Consider the following 17,471-nt stretch of genomic DNA (forward strand, 5'->3'; position numbering starts at 1 on the left):
TGACCCACTGCTTTCGCGAGCAAGCCCGCTCCCACAGGGGATCTGCGCTTAACTGACGGGCATTAGGGCTTGCCGGCTCCCACAGTCGTGACAATTGAGTGCACACAAAAACGCAACACTGCACCGCTTCGAATGTGATGGTCGCTGCCCCCCAGGGTTTATATAGTCGGGTCCAACAGCCACCCGCCATGAGCCCCAGGGCCCATCACCAGGAAGCGCTCAATGACCGACCTTCACGACCTCACGGCCGCGCAATTGCTGGCGCATTTCGCCAGTCGCCAGCTCTCCCCCATCGACTACTACGATCACCTGCTGGGCCATATCGACCGCTGGGAGCCGCAGATCCGCGCCCTGTATGCCTTCGATCCCGAGCAGGTGCGCCGGGAAGCCCAGGCCTCCACCGAGCGCTGGAACAAAGGCCAGCCCAATGGGGTGCTCGATGGCGTGCCCGTGACCATCAAGGAATTGGTGGCTACCGAAGGCACACCGATCCCCCTCGGCAGCGCCGCCACCCGCCTGACCCCGGCCCTCAGGGACGCCCCGCCCGCCGCGCGGATGCGGGAAGCCGGGGCGATTGTGCTGGCCAAGACCACTGTCCCGGATTTCGGCATGCTCTCCTCCGGCCTGTCGAGCTTCCATGGCATCACCCGCAACCCGTGGAACACTGCCAACAACACCGGCGGTTCCAGCTCGGGGGCTGCCGCTGCGGCCGCCGCCGGTTACGGGCCACTGCATATCGGCACCGACATCGGCGGCTCGGTGCGTTTGCCCGCCGCCTGGTGCGGCCTGGTGGGGTTCAAGCCGACCCTGGGGCGTATCCCGATTGACCCTTACTACACCGGGCGCACCGCCGGGCCCATGACCCGTACGGTGGACGACTGCGTGCTGATGATGCAGCACCTGGCCCGCCCCGATGCCCGCGACGCCACCAGCCTGCCGCCGCTCACCAGCGAGTGGAGCAACCAGCCGCTGTCGGTCAAGGGCCTGCGCGTCGGCCTGATGCTGGAACCCGGCGCCGGCCTGCAACCGGAAGGTTTCGTGTGTGAGGCGGTGGAACACGCCGCGCGCCTGTTCGAAGCCCATGGCGCCAAGGTCACGCTGATCCCCCCGATCATGGACCGCGCCCAGCTCGACGGCCTCGACCAATTCTGGCGCGCCCGGCAATGGGGCGACCTGTCGGCGTTGAGCAGCGAGCAATTCGATAAGGTCTTGCCGTACATCCGCGACTGGGCCGCGCCCGGTGCCGACATCAGCGGCGTGCAGGCGGTGCAGGGGTTCAACCAGACCTTCGAGATGCGCCGCCGCGCCGCCCAGGCCTTCAGCGACCTGGACCTGATCCTGTCGCCCACCAACCAGGTCAACGCGTTCCCCGCCGAATGGCCGTCACCGAGCAATGACCCGCAATTACCGTTCGAACACATCGTGTTCACCGTGCCCTGGAACATGGGCGAGCAACCGGCGCTGTCGATCAACTGTGGTTTCGCCGCCGATGGCATGCCCATCGGCCTGCAGATGATCGCACCGCGTTTTGCCGATATCTGGCTGCTGCAAATCGCAAAAACCTATGAGAGCTGGCGTGGCGCAATCCACCAATGGCCGAACCCGAACTGACCTTGACGCTGTAACTGAACTGCCCACCCACACGCCCGTTCCCTGGCCACAAGGCCGGGGTCTGGACGACCTATAACTAAAATCGAGGGGCTGGTATGCACACTGAACAATTGACTCGCGAGGGTCCCGAGCACACACCCGAAACGCCATCGCCGGACGCCGGTCGCAAGAGCATCTTCGCTGTGGTGTTGGGTAATGCCGTGGAGTTTTTCGACTTTGGGGTCTATGCGACCTTCGCGGTGATGATCGGCCATACGTTTTTCCCGTCCGACAGCGCCTTCGTCAGCTTGATGCTCTCGGTCACAGCCTTTGGCATCGGCTTTATCGTGCGGCCCCTGGGCGCGGTGCTGATTGGCGCCTACGCCGACCGCGTGGGGCGCAAGCCGGCGATGTTGTTGACCCTGGTGATGATGGCGGTGGGCACCGGCAGTATTGCGATATTGCCCGGCTACGAGACCATCGGGATTGCCGCGCCGATCCTGCTGGTGGTCACCCGCATGATTCAGGGCCTGGCCTGGGGCGGTGAAGCCGGCCCCGCCACCACCTATATCCTGGAAGCCGCGCCGCCGCACAAACGCGGCACCTATGCCTGCTGGCAAGTGGTCGCCCAGGGCGTCGCCGCCATGGCCGCCGGGCTGGTGGGTTACACCCTGACCAAAGTCATGTCCCCCGAAGACCTCAACAGCTGGGGCTGGCGCGTGCCGTTCGTGTTTGGCCTGCTGGTGTTGCCGATTGGTATCTATATCCGCCGCAACCTGGCCGAGACCTTCCACGGCCAGGGCGAAACCACCAGCACCGGCGACCTGGTGCGCGAAGTCTGCGGCAAGCATCGGCGCGCGCTGGTACTGGGCCTGCTGATCCTTTCGGGCAGCACCATCACCCAGTACTTCCTCAACTACATGACCACCTTTGCCCTGACTGAGCTGAAGCTGCCCACCAGTATTTCCATGCTCTCGACCCTGGTGGCCGGTGCGGCCATGGCGGTGTGCGCAGTGGCTGGCGGCATGTTGTGCGACCGTTTCGGGCGCCGGGTGATCCTGATGACGCCCCGGGTGGTGCTGTTGCTGATCCTGTTCCCGGCCTTGCAATTGATGACCGAACACCCCAGCCCGTCGACCTTCCTCCTGACCCTGGCGCTGCTGTCCGGCCTGCATGGCATGAGCGGCGCGGCGTTGATCGTATTGCTGGTGGAAAGCTTCCCCAAATCCGTGCGCTCCACCGGTTTCTCCATCGTCTACGCCTTCGGTGTGGCGGCGTTTGGCGGCACCGCACAGATCATCATCACCTGGCTGATCGGCACCACGGGCGACCCGATGTCACCGGTGTGGTACCTGCTGATCGCCAACCTGGTGTGCCTCACCGCCGCCTGGTTCGCCAAGGAAACCCGGCCAGTGCTGCCCGGCACCCCGGCCCGCGAAACCCGGCTCAGAGAAGCCCCGGTTCGCTGATCGCTTTATCCCTACTGTGGCAAGACCGCTTGCCACAGGTACTGTGCCCGGCCTCAGCGGTCGCCTTACTCTTCTTTGTGTGGGGATTCACCATGTATCCACGTCTTTTCCTGGCCGCCGCCCTGGCGTCCGGTACCCAGGCTTTTGCTCAAGAAAACGCCCAGGCCAGCGCCCCCGGCTTTATCGACGGCAGCAGCCTGGACCTGAACCTGCGTCACTACTACTCCAACCAGCACACCCAGCGCAGCACCTACCTGAGCATCCAGAAACCCGCCGGCATCGAACGCACCCGCGTGCGCGAAACCTGGGTGCAGACCGCCATGCTCAAGTACAGCTCCGGCTACACCCAGGGCGTGATTGGCGTGGGGGTCGATGTCGGCGTATTCAGCGCGGTCAACCTGCAGCGCGGGCATGGCAAGGTGGCCAATGGCGGTGACCGCGTGCTGGTGGACAGCGACGGCGATGCGATCCCGACCTGGAGCCGGCTGGGGGTGGGCGATGTGCGGTTTCGCCTGTCCAACACCGAGCTCAAGGCCGGGCGCTTGATGACCGATAACCCGATCCTGCGCTACAAGGACAACCGCGCCCTGCCCTCCAGCTTCCAGGGCGTGGGCCTGTACAGCAACGAACGGGACTGGCTGTCGGTGCAGGGCGGCAGCTTCGACCGGGCCATCCCGCGCACCGGCACCGGCGCCGAACGCCTGACCACCACCTTCGGCAACCGCGCCTACAGCGGCGCGCGCATCAGCTACCTGGGGGCCACGCTCAAGCCGGGCTACGGCCTGGAAGCCAGCCTCTACGGCTCGCGCTTCGAGGACATGTGGGACCAGTACTACCTGGGGCTGACCCACCGTATCGGCGACAAAAACGCGGTGGCGCTCAAGACCGCCCTGCACTACTACCACACCCAGGATTCCGGCCAGCAGCGCCTGGGTTATATCGACAACGACGCCGCCAGCCTGGCCGTGACCGCCAACCACCAGGCCCACAGCCTGACCCTGGCCTGGCAACAGGTGTTCGGCAACGAGTACTTCGACTATGTGTGGGAGTCCACCGGCAACTACATGGCCAACTCGCTGTACTCGGACTACAACGGCCCCAACGAAAAATCCTGGCAACTGCGCTACGACCTCGACCTGGCCGCCTACGGCGTGCCCGGCCTGACCGCCAGCCTCTGGCACGCCAAGGGTTGGGGCATCGACGGCACGCACTACGAGGGGGATCGCAACGGCCACAACACCGGCTATAACGTGCGCGGCCTGGATAACGCCAAGCACAATGAAAACGGCTTGATGCTGGCCTACGTGGTGCAATCGGGGAAATTGAAGAACACCGTACTACGCACCATCGTCTACAACCACCGCGCTAGCGGCGGTCAAATTGACGGCAGCTACGACGAGTTCCGGATCGTCGGCAACTTCCCCATCAACCTGTTCTGACACCCGCCCGTCGGCACCAGTCAATGCCGACGGGTAATATTCAGAATTCTTACACCCTGCATGAGACTGCTCCGGCATTGGCTCGCCGCCGCGCTTGGTAAAAAGCCTGTCCCCTACGGACGGTTACCCAGGAACGCGGATGAAACCTTTGAAAGCAGCAGCGCTTTGCATCATCAGTGGATGGTTAATGCTCTTGAGCTCCCCCGGCCATGCCGCACCGCCGGGTATCGAGTGGCTGGTGGATTGCCCGCGCCTGCCCGGGCGGGCCCTTGACCAGGAGGTGATGGCACGCACCCAGTGCGGCATCGTCACCGTGCCGCAAAACCATCAGGTCGCGGACGCACGCACGTTGCGCCTGACCCTCACCCGGGTCGGGGCCCGTCAGCCTCTGGAGCGTCGGGGTGTGATCTTCACCCGCCCGGCTACCGCACAAGCGGATTTGCGCGGGGTGTTCGCGGTGCACCTGGCCACAGTCTGGAAGTACTACAACACCGAGGCGTACCGCACGCTGACCCAGTTCTACGATGTCATCGAGTTGAGCCCGCGCAACGCCCGCACAGCAGCCGACAACGAGCAATCGGCCTGGGACATGGATTTCGTACGCCAGCAACTGGGTGAGCAACGGATCAGCTTCCTGGGCATCGCCCAAGGCAACGTGCTCGGTGCCGGGTACGCCGGGCTGTTTGCCGATCGCATCGAACGCATGGTGCTGGTAGAGCCCGATGAGGCTGCCACCCCGGCGTTCGAATCCCTGCCCGCCACATTGCGGCTCAAGGGGCCTTATCTACAGGGCAGTTCCGTCGTCGATGCCAGCCGCTGCGTAAATCGTTGGGCGGGTGTCTACCTGGCACACGGCAGGCAGCCACCGCCGGCAAGCGACTGCCTGAGCAACTGAGGCTTCAGTCCACCAGCGCACAACGCTGCATCGCGCTGGCCAGCATTTCCTGGCACTTGAGCACCGCCACCGAGCGCGGCCGGTTGCGGTACCCGCACAGGTCGATGCGGATTCGCCCCAGGTGCTCATCGGCAATCGGCACCGCCACCAGGCCATCGCCCAGGTCGCGGGCGTCGGCATCCACCTGGGGCAGGATCAACACCGCCGCCCGTTGCCGGGCCAGGCTTTTCTGCACTTCCAGGGAGCTGGTGGTAAACACCGGCTGGATCGTCACCCCTCGTTTTTTTGCTGCCATCTCCAGGGCCTGGCGCACGCCGTACGCCGAGTCAGGAATGGCCAGGGGCTGGCCTTCAAGTTCGCGCAGTTCGATGCTGTCGCGCTGGGCAAAGGGGTGCTCGGCACTGACCAGCACCCGGTGCCACAACTCGCATTGTGCGGTGACTTCCACGTCGGCCCGTTCCTGCAGATAGAACGCCAGGCCCAGGTCGGCCTCGCCACTGCACAGGGCGTCGAGGGTGGCCGAGGCGCTGGCGATCACGATATTGAAGGTGACCTTGGGGTGCGCCCGGTAAAACGCCGCAAGCACCGGCGCCAGCACTGTGGAAACGATACTTTCTGACACATGGATGCTGATGTTACCCGCCACCTGACTCTGCCGGCTGGCGATCACATCGCGCACCTGATCGAGGCCGCGCAGGGTGCTGGTGACCTGCTCGGCCAGGCACTCACCCTCCACCGTCAGGCGGATACCGCGCGGGCCGCGCTCAATCAGGGCGGCGCCAAAGAAGTGTTCGAGGTGTTCAATCTGCCGGCTGACGGCAGTGGGCGTGACGTACAAACGCTCGGCCGCCTTACGCAACGAGGCGCAGCGCGCCACCTCGTGAAAATACCGCAAGGCTCGTAATTGCATGCTCGGGTGCTCCTGCACAAAGACTGGAGCGCTATGGCAGGCAATTACTGCGCCAGGCTCAAATTTTATGAGCACGACACATCAACTGTGGGCTTGCTCGCGAATGCAGTGGGTCAGTGATGGATATGTCGGCTGATACACCGCATTCGCGAGCAAGCCCGCTCCCACATGGGGCCATGGACGTGGTTTACGACCTGTTTTAACTGAAAACGACCCCTGCCGTTGACGCCCCGCCCCAACCCCTATTAAGTGCTATTTATCCGCATTAATACGATAAATAGAAAACCATGCTCAGCCGCCCCCTGCGACGCAAACGCCAGAAGCTTTCCGATGTGATTGTCGAGTCGGTCAAGCGCTCGATCGTCACCGATGCCTTGAAGCCCGGCGACCGCTTGCCCACCGAGCGCGAATTGATGGAGAGCTTCCAATGCTCCAAGGGCTCGGCCCGCGAAGCGCTCAAGGCCCTGGAGGTCGAAGGCCTGGTCAGCACCCGCACCGGCCCTACCGGTGGTGCGTACCTGAACCAGGCCGGCACGGAGCCGGCCAGCCGCGCCTTGCGCAACTACCTGCACTTCCAGCACCTGGATGGCGAGCAGGTGTATCAACTGCGCAAGGTAATCGAGGTGGAACTGGCAGTGTCAGTGCTGGGGCGCCTGAGCGAAGACGACTATCGCGCCCTGCAAGACAACGTGGATTTTTGCAGCGCGCCGGAAGACAGCGAGGCCGGCCAGCGCGAGCAGCGCCTGGCGGAGCTGGAGTTCCACAACCTGCTGGCCAGGGCCTGCCCCAATCCGTTGCTGAGTTTTATGGCGCAGTTCCTCAACGACCTGCTGCGCGACCTGGTGGTGCTGAAAAAAGCCTACAAGCCCAAGCGCAAGCAATTCGACGCGGCCAACCTGGACTATCACAAGCAACTGCTGAGCGCGTTTCGCGCCAACGATGAAGCGGCCGTGCGCAGCCTGATGCATGAACACATGTGCGACGCCGAACACCACATGACCGCGCTGGAAGGCCAGGTCAGCCCACACTTTTTGCTGGAGTTCGACCACTCCTGAAAACACCCCAAATCCCCTGTAGGAGCTGGCTTGCCTGCGCCTACAGTTTTGACCGTGTTTCACCTCAATAAAAAAGGCCTGCCCACAGGCCGTGCTCCACCGTATCGCCATTGCCACTCCTGCCAATAACTAAACCAGGGAGTCACCCCATGCAGCGTCGTACGTTGTTGAAAGCCAGCCTCACCGCCGCCGCCGCGCTCAGCCTTCCGCTGAGCGTGCGCAGTGCATTCGCCGCCGAACCGTTTACCTTTTACGGCCTCAAGTCCATGTCTGGCGCCTTTGCCAGCTATGGCAAGTTTGCCGACATGGGTTCACGCTTGGCGGTGGCCCAGTACCCCGAACTTCTCGGGCGCCCACTGAACTACAAGGTGATCGACACCGAAGGCAACGCCGGCAAGGCGGTGCGCAAGGTCCAGGAGGCGATCGGCCAGGACGGCGCGCGGTTCTTCCAGGGCTGCACCCTGTCGTCCTCGGCACTGGCAGTGGCCAAGGAAGTGGACAAGGTTGGCGGTGTGTTCATGACCCCGGTGGGCGCTGACGAAGTCACCGGCAAGGACTGCAACAGTGCGACCTTCCGCTGGTCGGTGCCCACCTATGGCGCGATCCGCGAAACCCTGGTGCCGCTGATCAAGCTGCTGCCCGAGGCCAAGCGCTGGTACACCATCACCCCGCAATACGTGTTCGGCGAAGCCTTGCTCGAAGGCGCCAAAAGCGTGCTGGCCGAAAACGGCCTGGAACATGTGGGCAACAGCTATCACTCATTGCAGGAACAGGAATTCTCCGGCTACCTGACCAACGCCATCGCCGCCCGGCCCGACGTGCTGGTGTTGCTGAATTTCGGCAGCCAGTCCTCCAACACCCTGCGCCAGGCCGTCAACTTCGGTATCAAGGAGCGCATGAAAGTGCTGCTGGTGTGGTCCGCCGGCCTCGACCAGTTCCAGGAGCTGGGCAGTGATGTACTCGAAGGCGTGTACCTCGGCGCGCAGTATTGGCACCAGGTCGATACCCCGCTCAACCGTGAGCTGGTCAAGCTGACCCAGGCCAAATACGGGATCAACCCCACCTACCCGCTGGCCGCTGACTACATCAGCACCAAAGTCATGCTCGACACCATCAAGGCCACCGGCAGCTTCGACGGCCCCACCGTGGCCAAGGCCATGCAGGGCCTGAGCTACGACGGCCCGACCGGCAAGGAAACGATCCGCGCCGGCGACCACCAGGTGATCAAGGATTACTACCTGCTGGTGGGCAAGGCCACGGGCGACATGGCCGACAAGGATGACCTGGCCAAAGTCCTCAGCTCCGGCCAGTCGTTCCCACCGGTAGAAGCCACGGGCTGCAAGCTCGGCTGATCCGCCCACTTTCACCGGTAACACACGACAGGGTCGTTGACCGCGGCCGCCTGTTGGAGGATTCCTGCATGCTCAATCTTTACCTGTTCCAGATTCTCAATGGCCTGGGCCTGGGGATGATCTACTTCCTGATTGCGGTCGGGCTGACGATCATTTTCGGCCTGCTGAACTTCGTCAACTTCGCCCACGGCGCGTTTTTTTTGCTGGGGGCGTACATCTGCTACACCGCCGTCAGCCTCACCGAAAGCTTCTGGCTGGCCCTGCTGATCGCGCCGCTGGTGGTGGCCGCGCTGGCGTGGCTGATCGAGCGATTATTGATCCAGCGGATCTACCACCTGCCGCACATGTTCCAGATCCTCGTGACCCTGGGTATCGCGCTGATCATCCAGGAAGCCAGCGTGATGATCTGGGGCCCAGTGGGCAAAAGCGTCGCCGTGCCGGAACTGCTGCGCGGGGTGCTGGTGGTCGGCGACTTCGTGTACCCCTACTACCGCCTGTTTTTGATTGTGTTCTCGGGGCTGGTGGGCCTGGGCCTGTGGCTGCTGCTGGAGCGCACGCGCTTTGGCGCCCTGGTGCGGGCCGGCAGTGAAAGTACCGAGACCGTGTCGCTGCTGGGCACCAATATTTTCCGCCTGTTCTCCATGACCTTCGCCCTCGGCGTGGCCCTGGCCGGGATCGCCGGGGTGCTGTTTGCCCCGTTGCGTGGCGCCCAGCCCTTTGTCGGCCCGGAGATCCTCGGCATCGCCTTTGTGGTGGTGGTGATCGGCGGCATGGGCTCGTTCGGCGGCGCCCTGGTGGGCGGCCTGCTGGTGGGCGTGGTGCAGAGCCTGATGACCACCCTGTGGCCCCAAGGCGCGAGCCTGATGATCTACGGCGCCATGGCCGTGGTGATTCTGGTACGCCCTTACGGCCTGTTCGGGAGAGCCTGACATGAGCGAGAAAAATCCCCTGCCGTTTGCTAAAACTCAATCCAAGGCCATGTTGCTGTGGGTGCTGGCGGTACTGATCGGCCTGCCGTTGATCCTGCCCTCGGCAACCCTGGCCACCGAGATCCTGATCTTTGCCCTCGCCGCCCTGGCCTGCAACCTGTTGCTGGGCTACACCGGACTGCTGTCGTTCGGCCAAGGCATCTTCTTCGGCGCCGGTGCCTATTGCGCCGCCTTGCTGATGATCCACTTGCAACTGGGCCTGTTCAGCGCGCTACTCGGCGCGGCCCTGGTCGGCGGGTTCCTGGCCTTCCTGGTGGGCGCCCTGGCGATCCGCCGCACCGGCATCTATTTCGTGATGCTGACCTTGGCCTTCAGCCAGATGGCCTACTTCCTGGCCTACACCCTGAGCGACTGGACCGGTGGCGACAACGGCCTGCTCAGTGTGCCGCGCCCGGAAATCCGTATCGGTGACACAGTGCTGCTGTCCCTGGCCGACGCCCGGGTGTTCTATGGCTTTGTCGCGGTGCTGTTCCTGCTGATCTTTATCGGCGCGCGCCGGGTGATCGCCTCGCCGTTCGGCAGCACGCTGATGGCGATCCGCGAAAACGAAACCCGCGCCTCGGCCATCGGCTACGACACGCGCCACTTCAAGATCCTGGTGTTTGTGCTGTCTGGCGCGGTCACCGGGATCGCCGGGGCGCTGTACGCCATGCTCCTGCACTTTGTGCCGCTGTCCAACATCGACCTGGTGATGTCGGAAAACATCCTGATCATGACCATCGTCGGCGGCACCGGCTCGCTGTTCGGCTCGTTGCTGGGGGCCGGTTCCATCGTGCTGCTGGGGGACTTTCTCTCCGACCTGTGGCCGCGCTGGCTGATGCTGCTGGGGGTGATCCTGATCCTGGTGGTGATCTTTATGCGCGGAGGCTTGTGGGGCGGCCTGTCGGCGCTGTTCGAACGTGTGCGTGGCAGCCGCAAGGCCGCCGCCGTGACCAAGGAGGAGCTGCTATGAGCATCCTGTTGGAAACCAAAGACCTGGAACTGGCCTACGGCGCCTTCCATGCCGTCAACGGCGTCAACCTCAAGGTCGAAGCCGGCACCATCCACACCATTATCGGCCCCAACGGCGCCGGCAAGACCAGCCTGTTTCACTGCCTGACCGGCGAACGCCAGGCCACCGCCGGGGCGATTCATTTCGACGGCCAGAACCTGATGCGCAAGCCGGCCCACAGCCGCGTCGGCCTGGGCATGGCGCGTTCGTTCCAGCTCACCAGCCTGTTCCAGAACCTCAGCGTGCGCGAAAACCTGCGCCTGGCCGCCCAGGGCCGTGACGGCGCACGCGCCCTGAACTTCTGGCGCCGCGTGGACAGTAAGCGTGAACACCTGGAGATGGCCGACCAGGTCCTGGAGCGTCTGCAACTCACCGCCCGCGCCGAGACCCTGGCCGGCGAGCTGTCCCACGGCCAGCAGCGTGTGCTGGAGGTGGGCATGTCGATTTGCTCCAAGCCCAAGCTGTTGATGCTCGACGAGCCCACGTCGGGCATGGGCATCGACGACATCCCAATCATGACCCAACTGATCAGCGACCTGGGCCGCGACCATACGGTGCTGCTGATCGAGCACAACATGAGCATCGTCATGTCCATCAGCCAACGCATCACTGTGATGAGCCACGGGCAGATCCTGGTCGAGGGCACACCGGAATTCGTGCGCGCCGACGAGCGCGTGCGCAGTGCTTACCTGGGGGAGGCCGCCTGATGCTGACCGTCGACAATATCCATTCCTACTACGACAAGAGCCACGTCCTCGAGGGCGTGTCCCTGACTGTCAATCCCGGCGAACTGGTGACCCTGCTCGGCCGTAACGGCGCCGGCAAGACCACCACCCTGCGCAGCATCCTGGGGATTATCTGCCCGCGCCAGGGGCAGATTCACTTCAACGGCAAACCGCTGGTGGGGCAGAAAATCTTTGAAATTGCCCGCCAGGGATTAGCGCTGGTGCCGGAGAACCGCGGGATTTTCCGCCTGCTTACGGTCGAGGAAAACCTGCGCATTGCCGTGCGCAAGACCAGCCGTTGGCAGATGGAGGACGTGTACACGATGTTCCCGCGCCTCAAGGAGCGGCGCAAAAACGCCGGGCATGCGTTGTCCGGTGGCGAGCAGCAGATGCTCGCCATCGCCCGCGCCCTGCTCAACGATCCCAAGCTGCTGATCCTCGACGAACCCACCGAGGGCCTGGCTCCGGTGATCGTCGACGAACTGGTGAAGATCCTGCGCAAGATCAAGGACGACGGCCTGCCAGTGCTGCTGGTGGAGCAGAACCTGTTGGTCTGCGACAAGCTCGCCGACCGCCACTACGTACTCGAACAGGGCCGCGTGGTCTACGAAGGCAGCGCCGAGGCGTTTCGCGCCGACCCGACGATCAAGAACCGCTACCTGGCCCTGAGTGCCTGACCGGAGACTGCTGATGAATAGTTTTGCGCAACCGCTCCAGAGCAACGCCCCGCTGATCAACCGCGACCGCCTGTGGCAATCCTTGATGGACCTGGCCCAACTCGGCGCCACGGCCAAAGGCGGCGTGTGCCGCCTGGCCCTGACCGACCTCGACCGCCAGGCCCGCGACCTGTTTGTGCAGTGGTGCACAGCGGCCGGGTGCAGCGTCAGCGTGGATGCGATCGGCAATATCTTTGCCCGCCGCGCCGGGCGTAACCCCAACCTGCCACCGGTGATGACCGGCAGCCATATCGACACCCAGCCCACCGGCGGCAAGTTCGATGGGTGCTATGGGGTGATGGCCGGCCTGGAAGTGATCCGCACCTTGAATGACTTGGGCGTGGAAACCGAAGCGCCGATTGAAGTGGTGGTGTGGACCAACGAGGAAGGCTCACGCTTCCCGCCGTGCATGATGGGTTCGGGAGTGTTTGCCGGCAAATTCGACCTGCAGGAAACCCTCGACAAGCAGGATGAGCAAGGTCTGTCGGTGGGCGCCGAGCTGCAGCGCATCGGCTACGCCGGCCCGCGTGCGGTGCTCGGGCACCCGGTGGGCGCCTACTTCGAGGCGCATATCGAACAGGGCCCGGTCCTCGAAGATCAGGCCATCACCCTCGGCGTGGTCATGGGCTGCCTGGGCCAGAAGTGGTTCGACCTGACCTTCACCGGCGTCGAGGCCCACGCCGGCCCCACGCCCATGCGCCTGCGCAAGGACGCCCTGGTGGGTGCCGCGCAGGTGGTCAGTGCGGTCAACCGCATTGCCCATCAACAGCAACCCCACGCCTGCGGCACGGTCGGCTGCCTGACCCTGCATCCGGGCTCGCGCAACGTGATTCCCGGCCAAGTGCAGATGACCATCGACCTGCGCCACCTGCATGCCGACAAGCTGCAGGCCATGGTCGATGAAGTGCGTGAAGTGATCGAAGCCACAGCCAAGCAGCATGGCTTGAGCTATGAGTTGACGCCCACCGCCGACTTCCCGCCGCTGGACTTTCATCCGACCTGCGTCAACGCCGTGCGCGATGCTGCCCAGGTGCTGGGCCTGAGCCACATGGACATTGTCAGCGGCGCCGGGCACGACGCAATTTTTGTCGCTGAGCTGGGCCCGGCCGGGATGATTTTTGTGCCGTGCGAAGGCGGTATCAGCCACAACGAAATCGAAAACGCCGCGCCGGATGATTTGGCCGCCGGCTGCGCGGTGCTGCTGCGGGCCATGGTCAATGCCGCGCAACAGGGAGGTGAAGCAGCATGACGCAGATCGCCAACCTGACGGCTGTAGAACTGCTGGCACGCTACCGGGATAAGAGCCTGTCGCCGGTGGAAGTGACCGAAGACACTCTGCTGCGCATCGAGCGCTACAACCCGGTGGTCAACGCGTACTGCCATGTCGACCCCGAGGGCGCCTTGAACGCCGCACGGGCTTCGGAGCAGCGCTGGTTCCAGGGCGCGCCCTGCGGGGCGTTGGACGGGGTGCCGGCGTCGATCAAGGACTTGACCCTGACGGCAGGCATGCCCACGCGCAAGGGCTCACGCACCTCCTCCGCTACCGGGCCGTGGGACGTTGACGCGCCGTTTTCGGCGTTTATGCGCAAGGCCGGCGCGGTGTTGCTGGGCAAGACCACCACCCCGGAATTCGGCTGGAAAGGCGTCACCGACAACCCGCTGTACGGCATCACCCGCAACCCCTGGGACACGCGCACCACAGCCGGTGGTTCGTCCGGCGGCGCGGGTGCAGCGGCGGCGCTGAACCTTGGCGTGTTGCACCAGGGCAGCGATGCTGGCGGCTCGATCCGCATTCCCTGCGCCTTTACCGGCACCTTCGGGATCAAGCCGACCTTTGGCTACGTGCCGCAATGGCCGGCCAGCTCGATGACGATCCTCTCGCACCTGGGGCCGATGACCCGCACCGTGGAAGATGCAGTGCTGATGCTGCAAACCGTGGCCCAACCGGATGCCCGGGACGGCCTGATCGGCGCGCCGCGCAACACGCCATGGCTCACGCCGGGCACGGACCTCAAGGGCCTGCGTATCGCCTACAGCCCGGACTTTGGTTACGTGGACGTCGATCCGCAGGTGGCCAAGGTGGTCGCCCAAGCGGTCGCGGGCCTGGTGCAACTGGGGGCGCATGTCGAACAGATCGACCCGGGCTTCAGCGATCCGCTGGAGGTGTTCAGTACCCTGTGGTGTGCCGGCGCGGCGCGCCTGACCGGGCAGTTGACCGACGCCCAGTGCGAGCTGCTCGACCCCGGCCTGCTGCGCATTGCGCAACAGGGCGAACGCCTCGGCCTGGCCGACTTCAGCGCCGCTCTGGAGGCCCGGGCGGCATTGGTGGCGCGCATGGCGGCGTTCCATGAGCACTACGACCTACTGGTCTCGCCGATGCTGCCAATCACCGCCTTTGACGCCGGGCATAACGTGCCACCGGGCTCCGGGCTGGGCGAGTGGATGGAGTGGACGCCTTTCAGCTATCCGTTCAACCTCACCCAGCAACCGGCGGCCTCGGTGCCGTGCGGGCTGGCGGCCAATGGTTTGCCGGTGGGCTTGCATGTGGTGGGTGCGCGGTTTGCCGATGAGCAGGTATTGCGGGTGTGCCAGGCGTATGCCAGGGCGTTCCCGACCCAGCATTTGCAAGCACCGCATACGCCCACCTGAAACGCGATCACCTGCAGGAGCCGGCTGACCGGCTCCGACTACAGGTTGCTGCGGGATTAGGCTTTGATATCGGAGCCCTTCAAAGGCTGCTCACTATCAATCTTGAGCAGGAAGTCGACGCGACGATCACCGTTCAGGTCAATCTGCAGCGTGGACTGATGGGCTTGAGCGTCGTATTCCAAAATGGCCTGGCGACCTTCACCGGTAAACCGGCTGACGAACCTCATGGGTTTTTCCGCAATGTCACGCCTCGGCGCTGATTCAACTCCATGCAGCGCTTCATCAACCACTGAAACGTCACGCTCATCCACATAAGTAGCCTCTGGCCCCGTCGCCCGCAGGTTGGACACGTCGATCTTGTCCTTGCCCGACACGAAGTCGGTGATTCGATCAGGACTCTGCGGTGTCGATTGCTGCGCATTCAAGAACAGGTAGGAGTTCCTGCCACCGCCGCCAGTCAATATGTTCTGGGTAAGGTTGCTGATAAAAATATCGTTTCCCGCCCCACCCTTGGCGTTTTCGATGGTCGTGCCCTTGGCAATGAATACATTTTTTTTCATCCCGCCGACATCCGACGGTGCGCCTTCGTTGAGATTGATCACCTGATTATCGCTAAACCCAGAAAAATCCAGCGTGTCTACACCACCACCGTCCCAGACTGTAAACACTGGAGCGTCTCTGGATGAACTCAAACGATAAGCCTCACGGTCGGCATTGGAGTTGAAGCCATAGGTGGTATCGCCCGTCCGGGTTTCGTGGTTCGCCCCGTAGAGTTTCTGGATGGCGGCCATGTCATCCACCATCGGTGTAGAGGGCTGGTAGTTGATGCCGTTTTTTACGAAGGACTGGCCAGTATGCTGCTCACTCCAGTAGCTCATGATGCTATGCCCGCTGGTGTCCTCCGCGTAGGTAGCCGTCGCGTAACTCGAACCTGTAGGAAGGCTTCTGAACGGGTGCGACAACCCCAGGGCATGCCCCAGTTCGTGGGCGGTGGTTCTGTGCCCGTCGTTGGAATGGCTGGGGGCTGTATGGACCTCATCCGATCCGGCCAGCCATATTTCAGAGGCTGCACCGAACCTTGGAATACGCGGGTTTGCCGCCAGATATCGCTGTGTCGCTTCAGAAGGCAGCGTCGTCGCGAAAGCGTTTTTGCCGTCAGCGCTTTCATTGAAGTTTCCAAAGTTGATATTGCCCTCACTCACCGCTCCCTGACCCTGTTCGGTGAAGCGCACATTCGCCACATCCGACCATTGGTCCATGGCCTGCCGCGCTGAATCCTTCTGGGCCTGATTGAATTCACTGAACCCACTCAGGCCCAATGCCCGAAAAAACGGCCCGGCCGTCGTTCGAAACTGGTAGGTGACATCAGTTTTTCCATCACCATTGGTATCGTGCCAACGGGAGTTGTCACGGGTTATCTCATCGGCGGCCTGCTCGACGGTATATGAAGGTTTGCCGTTGATTGTGCGTTCGCCACCGCGTTGATCGTGGTGAAGGACACGATCCAAGTGAGTCACGGTATTGCTGGCAAAGGGAGAAAGGTTAAACGTTGTTGAAGTCGACATGTTGCGTCTCCTTTTCACTGGTGCAGTGAAGTGGTGAGAAATGCCGGGGGACGAGCCCGCCTGGGCACATCCCAAACTAGCCCTGCACACAGCGAGCAGACATAGGCCTTTCCTTAAGGAAAGCGTGAGCCCACGCGCACGCGCTGAGCCCTGGAGCAACGCACTCATCGAAGAGGCGCGTGGTATCGTTGACACTTTTCGCGAGCACGCTCGCTCCTGCCTCGGAGCCGACATGGACATCGAACTGGCACGCACTTTCCTGGAAATCACCCGCTGCGGCAGCCTGGCCGCAGCCGCCGAGAAACTGCACGTTACCCAGACCGCCATCACCGCCCGGGTGCAAAAGCTCGAAAGCCAGCTCGACAGCACCCTGTTTGTGCGCAACCGCGCCGGGGCGCGGTTGACGGCCGATGGCGAGGCATTCGTGGTGTATGCCAATCAACTGGTGCAAACCTGGGAAGCCGCACGCCGCGACCTGCCGTTACCCGAGGGCTATCGCAATGTGTTGCATATCGGCGGCGAAGTCAGCCTGTGCAACCCGCTGATCCTCGGTTGGGCCAAGGCCCTGCGCGAACACATCCCCAGCCATGCGCTGCGCACCGAAGTGCGTGACGGGGAGTACCTGTTGCGCCAGCTGGAACTGGGGGTGCTGGATGCGGCGCTGGTGTTCCAGCCGCAGTACTGGCCGGGGTTGCAGGTGGAGCAGGTACTGGAGGAAAAACTGATCCTGGTGCGTCTGGCCGCCCGCCCCGATCCCTATGTGTATATCGACTGGGGCGCGGGCTTTCGCCAGCAACACGACGCCGCCCTGCCGGACAAGGCCCGCGCGGCTGTGAGTTTCAACCTGGGGCCGTTGGCCTTGCAGTACATCCTGGAGAACGGTGGCAGCGGCTATTTCCGCACGCGGGTGGTGCAGAGCTATCTCGAAAGCGGCGTGATGGAGCGCGTGCCCAAGGCCCCGGAGTTCAGTTTCCCGACCTACCTGGTGTACTCGCGTGAGCGTGATTCGGCGATCCTGCAGCAGGCCCTGGTGCTGCTGCGCGGGGTGGTCAAGGCCGAGAGCGATTGGTCACAGCGTTGGGATCCGGTGCTTTGACCCGATGCCCATGGTAGCCTCCTGATGTTT

At 63.4% G+C, this 17,471-nt stretch carries 15 protein-coding genes; 13 read left to right on the forward strand and 2 right to left on the reverse strand.

What is annotated here, in order from left to right; genetic code table 11:
* The first annotated feature begins 222 nt into the window (after window positions 1–222).
* The 4 genes from HU773_RS17670 to HU773_RS17685 all read left to right on the forward strand — a co-directional run bounded on the left by HU773_RS17670 (window position 223) and on the right by HU773_RS17685 (window position 5,393).
* Window positions 223–1,611 carry an amidase gene (locus HU773_RS17670; RefSeq protein ID WP_057444291.1) on the forward strand — a complete coding sequence of 463 codons (1,389 nt, stop codon included), beginning with the start codon at window positions 223–225 and terminating at the stop codon, window positions 1,609–1,611.
* 95 nt (window positions 1,612–1,706) lie between these two features.
* Window positions 1,707–3,059 carry a citrate-proton symporter gene (locus HU773_RS17675; RefSeq protein WP_057960099.1) on the forward strand — a complete coding sequence of 451 codons (1,353 nt, stop codon included), beginning with the start codon at window positions 1,707–1,709 and terminating at the stop codon, window positions 3,057–3,059.
* A gap of 92 nt (window positions 3,060–3,151) precedes the next feature.
* Window positions 3,152–4,498, forward strand: a complete 1,347-nt coding sequence (locus HU773_RS17680) for an OprD family outer membrane porin (protein WP_120733571.1) — start codon at window positions 3,152–3,154, stop codon at window positions 4,496–4,498.
* 187 nt (window positions 4,499–4,685) lie between these two features.
* A complete protein-coding gene (locus tag HU773_RS17685; RefSeq protein WP_186625943.1) occupies window positions 4,686–5,393 on the forward strand; it encodes an alpha/beta hydrolase in 708 nt (235 codons plus the stop codon).
* A gap of 4 nt (window positions 5,394–5,397) precedes the next feature.
* On the opposite strand, the gene HU773_RS17690 is transcribed toward HU773_RS17685, so the two are convergent.
* Window positions 5,398–6,303: a LysR family transcriptional regulator gene (locus HU773_RS17690; protein ID WP_057960102.1), complete on the reverse strand. Its 906-nt coding sequence runs from the start codon at window positions 6,301–6,303 to the stop codon at window positions 5,398–5,400.
* Window positions 6,304–6,590: 287 nt separating this feature from the next.
* Here HU773_RS17690 and HU773_RS17695 point away from each other — a divergent pair, with 287 nt between their 5' ends.
* From HU773_RS17695 to HU773_RS17730, 8 genes are all read left to right on the forward strand, one after another.
* Window positions 6,591–7,358 carry a FadR/GntR family transcriptional regulator gene (locus HU773_RS17695; protein ID WP_057441603.1) on the forward strand — a complete coding sequence of 256 codons (768 nt, stop codon included), beginning with the start codon at window positions 6,591–6,593 and terminating at the stop codon, window positions 7,356–7,358.
* Window positions 7,359–7,507: 149 nt separating this feature from the next.
* Window positions 7,508–8,710 carry an ABC transporter substrate-binding protein gene (locus HU773_RS17700; RefSeq protein WP_186625944.1) on the forward strand — a complete coding sequence of 401 codons (1,203 nt, stop codon included), beginning with the start codon at window positions 7,508–7,510 and terminating at the stop codon, window positions 8,708–8,710.
* A 68-nt stretch (window positions 8,711–8,778) separates the two neighbouring features.
* A complete protein-coding gene (locus HU773_RS17705) occupies window positions 8,779–9,639 on the forward strand; it encodes a branched-chain amino acid ABC transporter permease (protein ID WP_057960104.1) in 861 nt (286 codons plus the stop codon).
* A 1-nt stretch (window position 9,640) separates the two neighbouring features.
* A complete protein-coding gene (locus HU773_RS17710) occupies window positions 9,641–10,651 on the forward strand; it encodes a branched-chain amino acid ABC transporter permease (protein WP_115128584.1) in 1,011 nt (336 codons plus the stop codon).
* Window positions 10,648–11,397: an ABC transporter ATP-binding protein gene (locus HU773_RS17715; protein ID WP_057441609.1), complete on the forward strand. Its 750-nt coding sequence runs from the start codon at window positions 10,648–10,650 to the stop codon at window positions 11,395–11,397. The genes HU773_RS17710 and HU773_RS17715 overlap by 4 nt, the downstream gene beginning before the upstream one ends.
* On the forward strand, window positions 11,397–12,092 hold the full coding sequence (locus HU773_RS17720) for an ABC transporter ATP-binding protein (RefSeq protein WP_120733574.1): 696 nt from the start codon (window positions 11,397–11,399) through the stop codon (window positions 12,090–12,092). The genes HU773_RS17715 and HU773_RS17720 overlap by 1 nt, the downstream gene beginning before the upstream one ends.
* A gap of 13 nt (window positions 12,093–12,105) precedes the next feature.
* A complete protein-coding gene (locus tag HU773_RS17725) occupies window positions 12,106–13,380 on the forward strand; it encodes a Zn-dependent hydrolase (protein WP_057960106.1) in 1,275 nt (424 codons plus the stop codon).
* Entirely contained in the window at window positions 13,377–14,780 is a 1,404-nt protein-coding gene (locus HU773_RS17730; RefSeq protein ID WP_186625945.1) for an amidase, read from the forward strand. Before HU773_RS17725 ends, HU773_RS17730 begins: the two co-directional genes overlap by 4 nt.
* A 56-nt stretch (window positions 14,781–14,836) precedes the next feature.
* Here HU773_RS17730 and HU773_RS17735 read toward each other — a convergent pair whose 3' ends face one another.
* Window positions 14,837–16,345 (reverse strand): M10 family metallopeptidase C-terminal domain-containing protein, encoded by a 1,509-nt coding sequence (locus tag HU773_RS17735; protein ID WP_162947738.1) that lies wholly within the window; start codon window positions 16,343–16,345, stop codon window positions 14,837–14,839.
* A 232-nt stretch (window positions 16,346–16,577) separates the two neighbouring features.
* Between HU773_RS17735 and HU773_RS17740 the strand changes: the two genes are divergently transcribed.
* On the forward strand, window positions 16,578–17,441 hold the full coding sequence (locus tag HU773_RS17740; protein WP_057960108.1) for a LysR family transcriptional regulator: 864 nt from the start codon (window positions 16,578–16,580) through the stop codon (window positions 17,439–17,441).
* Window positions 17,442–17,471: the final 30 nt, after the last annotated feature.

Source organism: Pseudomonas shahriarae (assembly GCF_014268455.2).
Taxonomy (GTDB): Bacteria; Pseudomonadota; Gammaproteobacteria; order Pseudomonadales; family Pseudomonadaceae; genus Aquipseudomonas; species Aquipseudomonas shahriarae.

Coding starts and splice junctions, on each gene's coding strand:
- HU773_RS17715 (WP_057441609.1), top strand. CDS start 10,648: ATGAGCATCCTGTTGGAAACCAAAGACCTGGAACTGGCCTACGGCGCC.
- HU773_RS17730 (WP_186625945.1), top strand. CDS start 13,377: ATGACGCAGATCGCCAACCTGACGGCTGTAGAACTGCTGGCACGCTAC.
- HU773_RS17705 (WP_057960104.1), top strand. CDS start 8,779: ATGCTCAATCTTTACCTGTTCCAGATTCTCAATGGCCTGGGCCTGGGG.
- HU773_RS17725 (WP_057960106.1), top strand. CDS start 12,106: ATGAATAGTTTTGCGCAACCGCTCCAGAGCAACGCCCCGCTGATCAAC.
- HU773_RS17700 (WP_186625944.1), top strand. CDS start 7,508: ATGCAGCGTCGTACGTTGTTGAAAGCCAGCCTCACCGCCGCCGCCGCG.
- HU773_RS17690 (WP_057960102.1), bottom strand. CDS start 6,303: ATGCAATTACGAGCCTTGCGGTATTTTCACGAGGTGGCGCGCTGCGCC.
- HU773_RS17670 (WP_057444291.1), top strand. CDS start 223: ATGACCGACCTTCACGACCTCACGGCCGCGCAATTGCTGGCGCATTTC.
- HU773_RS17680 (WP_120733571.1), top strand. CDS start 3,152: ATGTATCCACGTCTTTTCCTGGCCGCCGCCCTGGCGTCCGGTACCCAG.
- HU773_RS17720 (WP_120733574.1), top strand. CDS start 11,397: ATGCTGACCGTCGACAATATCCATTCCTACTACGACAAGAGCCACGTC.
- HU773_RS17685 (WP_186625943.1), top strand. CDS start 4,686: ATGCTCTTGAGCTCCCCCGGCCATGCCGCACCGCCGGGTATCGAGTGG.
- HU773_RS17710 (WP_115128584.1), top strand. CDS start 9,641: ATGAGCGAGAAAAATCCCCTGCCGTTTGCTAAAACTCAATCCAAGGCC.
- HU773_RS17735 (WP_162947738.1), bottom strand. CDS start 16,345: ATGTCGACTTCAACAACGTTTAACCTTTCTCCCTTTGCCAGCAATACC.
- HU773_RS17675 (WP_057960099.1), top strand. CDS start 1,707: ATGCACACTGAACAATTGACTCGCGAGGGTCCCGAGCACACACCCGAA.
- HU773_RS17740 (WP_057960108.1), top strand. CDS start 16,578: ATGGACATCGAACTGGCACGCACTTTCCTGGAAATCACCCGCTGCGGC.
- HU773_RS17695 (WP_057441603.1), top strand. CDS start 6,591: ATGCTCAGCCGCCCCCTGCGACGCAAACGCCAGAAGCTTTCCGATGTG.